This window comes from Alcanivorax sp., from assembly GCF_051117345.1.
Classification (GTDB): Bacteria; Pseudomonadota; Gammaproteobacteria; order Pseudomonadales; family Alcanivoracaceae; genus Alcanivorax.
Genome location: NZ_JBNPEC010000075.1, coordinates 1 through 4,303, shown reverse-complemented (window position 1 = coordinate 4,303; position 4,303 = coordinate 1). Strand labels below are relative to the sequence as shown.

The following is a 4,303-nucleotide window of genomic DNA, read 5'->3' as shown; positions in this document are numbered from 1 at the left end:
GGTGGCCCGGAAGGACCCTCGTAAGTAGATTATTCATTCCCGCTCTGTCGGTGAGCCGTTGGCGTCGCTGGCAGCGGGGCGCCAGGCGGTTAGTGACTTCGCTGCCCGGGCGGCGGAAAGCATGCGTGCAGAAGGACTCAGTGCCGTTGCTATCAGTGTCTATCTCCGCACAGCCCCGGTGGGCAAGCCGCAGCAGTTATTCCCCGATTCTGCCCGGGCAAGTCTGTCGCCAGCCACGGCGGATACCCGGGTGATGGTGCGTCATGCGGTGGAGATGGCGGCGGCCCTCTGGCAGGCCGGTTATCGATACGGCAAGGCGGGCGTCATGCTGACAGACCTGGGGCCAGCGGGGCGCGAGCAGGTAACCCTGTTTCGGGAAGACGACGAAGCGGAAAAAGGGAACGCGCTGATGCAGGTGATGGATACCATCAACCGTAGCGGCAAAGGCAAGGTATGGTTGGCGGGTCGGGGAATGAATCAGAATGAACGGTGTGTCTGGGCCATGCGCCGGGCGCATTTGTCGCCGGCCTATACCACCCGCTGGAGCGATCTGCCCCGGGCCCGATGAGCCACGGGGCAGAAGGCAGGGCTCAGACAGCGGTCATCGGAACCTGCTCGAGCATACGTTCCTCGATACGGTCCAGACGGGCGCGACAGTCGCGGAAGGTGCGGCTGATGGCGGTGGTGTTGGCCACCATGTCGAGCTTGGGCCAGGTCGCCTTTTCCCCTTTGCGGATGTAGTTGCGCACATCCTGCAGGGTAGGGTTATTGAGCACTTTGAAGGCATTCATGGGCTGGCGCGGCGGGATCATGTTGATATCGCCGATATACTTCTGCGTGACCATACTCTTGGCCTTGTCGAACATCAGACCCACGTCGTTGGATTCCACCCGGCGCTGTATCAATTGCAGAGCGTAGCGCAGATTCATGGAGACGTTTTTCAGGCCCCAGTCCGCCAGGGTACTCATTGAGCTGTCGGTATTTTCGTTACGCGACAGGAAAGGCACTACGTGGGGATTGGTCTGGCTGACGATGGAATGGTTGACGCCATACAGCCGGGATAGGCGGCGGATGGGCAGGTCGTCGACGATGGAGCCATCCACGAATTTGCGACCGGGGATGTAGGGAACCCGCTCGCCATCAATATTCTTGGCCCACAGGGAGACCGGGGGATAGATGCCGGGAATCGCGCAGGATGCCAGGGATGCCTTGCGGATCAGCACATTGGGCGAGGTACGCCAGTTGAGCAGCCGGGCATGCTGGTTACGGTCGTAGGGGCTGACGGTAATGTTGATTTCGCGGCCGGTGTGCCGGTAGGCCTCCTCGAAGGTCATGTCGAGGATGTTTTCTTCCAGGCAGGCTTCCAGGTGGTCGCCATCCAGCACCGGGGTGCCACGAACGATGCCTTTCCAGCCCAGCACCTTGAAGGCTTCCAGGTAGATGTTTTCCGGTTCCAGCTTGAGCTTCAGCTCTTCATCGTTGTGGGTACCCACAACGGAGGCAATAATGCTGCCGGCACTGGAGCCGGAGATCACTGAAGGCAGTAGGCCCTGTTCCCACAGGCAGCGGGCAACGCCGATATGGAACAGGCCCAGAGCGGCACCACCGGAGAGCATCAGACAGCTCTGGCCAAAGGCCTGGCCGGTGGTTTCGAAGAAATCCAGTTTTTCCTTGAGTCCGAATTCCTTGAAGTTGGTGTCGCACAGGTAGTTCAGGGCGATAGTGACTTCTTCGAGGTAATTCTCGATCAGGCGTTTGGTGCCCACGCGAGTTTGTTGATAGAGCCGCGGGTTGGAAATGTTGCCCAGGTTGCCATGCAGGCCTTCGTGGAGGTGGAACACCAGCTTGTTCACATCATGGCGTTCACGGGCCTGGCGGATCTGCCAGAGGCGATTGCGGATCAGCTCGTAGTCATAATGGGGGGAGCGATCAATTTCTTTCCATTCGTCCGCCCCGGAAAGACGGTCGTGTTCGCGGCTGGCTTCGTACCATTCTTCGTAGGTTTCAGCGTGCTCGATGGCCCGATCCAGTTGCTTGAGAGTGCCTTTCATTCAGGTCTCCGCTCATTATTGTCATTAGCTGATGTCAGTATAGCCATGACCCATGGGGAGAATTAAGGCTTTGTAGGACAAAAAGAACGCGGCCAAAAAGAAAAGGCCGCGTTTATATGGGCAGAATTGCCTATCAGGCGATCAGCGCAAGCTGATGGGGTGGGGCGGTCAGCCGGGCAGCGCCCGGGCAACATCTTCCAGTACCCGGATCATGTTCATGGCACGGAATGGATGGGAGAGAGTAAAGGGGGCGTCGGGCCGGTCCTGGGAGCTGGGATAGACCAGGATACAGGGTTTGTCACTCTGGCTGGTGGTGGCTCGACGACCCTCCTTGGCGGTCACTAGTAGCACGTCGGCCTGACCGGGGTCGGCATTTTCCCAGATAACACTGCAGCGGCCGTTGATGATGCCCATCATGGAGACAAAGGCGCTGGCTGAGTCATGGGTGAGGCCACTGACGGAAATTTTGCGATTCATGGTGCGTCCCTGTAACGGTTCCCGAAACCGGCGGGGCCGGTGGTTTGGGGGAACTTCGTGATCCCTTGGGGACTGTTGTAGTCAACCGCTGGCGGTATGGGCAAAGCGATAACGACCAGCGGCGGCGGGGTAGATACTGAACGGGGTTATGAGGAAATGCGCATAAGAAAAAGCCGATAAGGCGTGTAAGTGATTTCCTACAAATCCGGCTTTTGTTGCGTGCGAAACTGGCCAGGCGTCATCCCGGTATGTCGCTTAAAGCTGCGCTGGAACGAACGAATATCCGAGTAGCCCAGTGCTTCGGCAATTTCTGCCTGGGGAGCCTGGCTCTGGCAGAGCAATTGCCGGGCCTGATGCAGTCGCACCTGGTCCAGCAGTTTCTGCCAGCTGTGTCCTTCATCTGCGAGCCGACGGTGCAGGGTGCGCACATTCATGCCCAGCCGTTCGGCAATGGTTTCCTTGCGCGGCAGGGAATGGCCGATGGCATCCTGAATGCACTGTTTTACCCGCTGGCCCAGGCTGGTTTCCACGCCCAGTTGGTGGAGCTGTTGAATGGCGTGGGCTTCCAGGGTCGACAGCAATAACGGGTCCGGCTGGCGAATGGGTTGCTCCAGCAGGCCCGGTGGGCCAATCAGGGCAGAGCAGGATTGTGCGAACCGCACCTCGCAGAGAAACACCCGCCGGTATTCCTCCACCAGTGCCGGTTTGGGTCTGGGGTGTTCCAGCCAGACTTCGGCGGGGGCGAGTTGGTCATTGCCGGTCAGCCAGCGGGCGTAACGGATCCAGGAACCCAGCACATTGTCTATCAGGTGCTGGCGAGCGGGTTGTTGTATGTAGCGACAGTCCCAGCGAATGGCGGCCTGATTCTCGTCAATACGGGTGTCGGTGGTGCCCATGTCGCCCACCAGCTTTTCATAGAGGCTGACCTTGGACAGGGCTTCCTGAAGGGTGCCGGCACTCATGGCGATGTAACCCATCACATTGTAGGAGCCCGGCTGGACAAATTCGGAGGTGTGCAGGCCGAAGAGAGGGTCGCGGGAGTGATCAATCAGAGTGTGCAGCAGCGTCTGGAAACTGGCACCGGGAATGCGGGCGTCCGGTTGACGGACCCGTTCCGCATCCAGGGCTGCGCTATCCAGCGCTGCAGCAATATCCAGTCCCCGGGCTTCACCGTGGGCAAGGTACTGCTGCAGCGCGGCGCTGCAGATCTGACCGAGATTATCCATTAATCCAGTTCGAAGGTGATCTGGACCCGGGCGGTGATATCGGTTTCGCCGGGTCGGTAGCTGTCGGCGCTACCGCTTTTCTCGCTCCGCGCCATCATCATTACCGGCTGCGGGGGCTGGAAATCCTGTGCCTGGATCTGGATCGCCTTGCCCAGCTCCCGGTCAGCGGCTTCGGCGATGATGCTGGCTCGCTGGCGAGCGTCTGCCACCGCTTTTTCCAGGGCCTGGTTGGCCAGTTCGTCCGCGTTGCTGACTTCGGTGCCGGCCGGGCGAATATCACGAACGCCCTGCTTGGCCAGGCCATCCAGCAGTTGGGTATAGGTGTCCAGGCCATTGGCGCGGAAGGTCACGTCACGGCTTACCTGATGGCCGACCAGTTTACGCTCCGGCTGGTATTGCCATTGCGGCTGGACGTGCAGATCGCTGGCGCGGACCTGCTTTTCCTCAATATCCAGATCGTCCGCCAGGTCGAGCATGTCGGCCACAGTCTCGTCGACGAGGGATTTCATGGCAGCCATGTCGTCCCCCTGTTCGCGGGCAGTCGCTACC

Annotated in this window: 5 protein-coding genes; 1 reads left to right on the top strand and 4 read right to left on the bottom strand. The window is 59.8% G+C overall.

The annotated features are described in order from the left end of the window. Nucleotides 1–28: 28 nt before the first annotated feature. Nucleotides 29–568, top strand: a complete 540-nt coding sequence (locus tag ACFE0K_RS04760; protein WP_434534973.1) for a DUF4113 domain-containing protein — start codon at nucleotides 29–31, stop codon at nucleotides 566–568. A 22-nt stretch (nucleotides 569–590) separates the two neighbouring features. Here the strand turns inward: ACFE0K_RS04760 and ACFE0K_RS04755 are convergent, their stop codons facing one another. The 4 genes from ACFE0K_RS04755 to ACFE0K_RS04740 form a co-directional block, all read right to left on the bottom strand. Further along, on the bottom strand, nucleotides 591–2,051 hold the full coding sequence (locus ACFE0K_RS04755; RefSeq protein ID WP_434534972.1) for a DUF3336 domain-containing protein: 1,461 nt from the start codon (nucleotides 2,049–2,051) through the stop codon (nucleotides 591–593). Between the two features lie 168 nt (nucleotides 2,052–2,219). Next, nucleotides 2,220–2,528, bottom strand: coding sequence for a hypothetical protein (locus ACFE0K_RS04750; RefSeq protein WP_434534971.1), 309 nt, complete (start codon nucleotides 2,526–2,528; stop codon nucleotides 2,220–2,222). Between the two features lie 197 nt (nucleotides 2,529–2,725). Next, nucleotides 2,726–3,754, bottom strand: a complete 1,029-nt coding sequence (locus ACFE0K_RS04745; RefSeq protein ID WP_434534970.1) for an AraC family transcriptional regulator — start codon at nucleotides 3,752–3,754, stop codon at nucleotides 2,726–2,728. Further along, nucleotides 3,754–4,303 (bottom strand): SIMPL domain-containing protein (locus ACFE0K_RS04740; protein WP_434534969.1); only part of this gene is annotated, 550 nt, incomplete at its 5' end. The genes ACFE0K_RS04740 and ACFE0K_RS04745, both read right to left, overlap by 1 nt.

What these genes read in the sequence shown, in the direction of transcription:
- ACFE0K_RS04755 (WP_434534972.1), bottom strand. Translation starts at nt 2,051, where the DNA reads ATGAAAGGCACTCTCAAGCAACTGGATCGGGCCATCGAGCACGCTGAA.
- ACFE0K_RS04745 (WP_434534970.1), bottom strand. Translation starts at nt 3,754, where the DNA reads ATGGATAATCTCGGTCAGATCTGCAGCGCCGCGCTGCAGCAGTACCTT.
- ACFE0K_RS04750 (WP_434534971.1), bottom strand. Translation starts at nt 2,528, where the DNA reads ATGAATCGCAAAATTTCCGTCAGTGGCCTCACCCATGACTCAGCCAGC.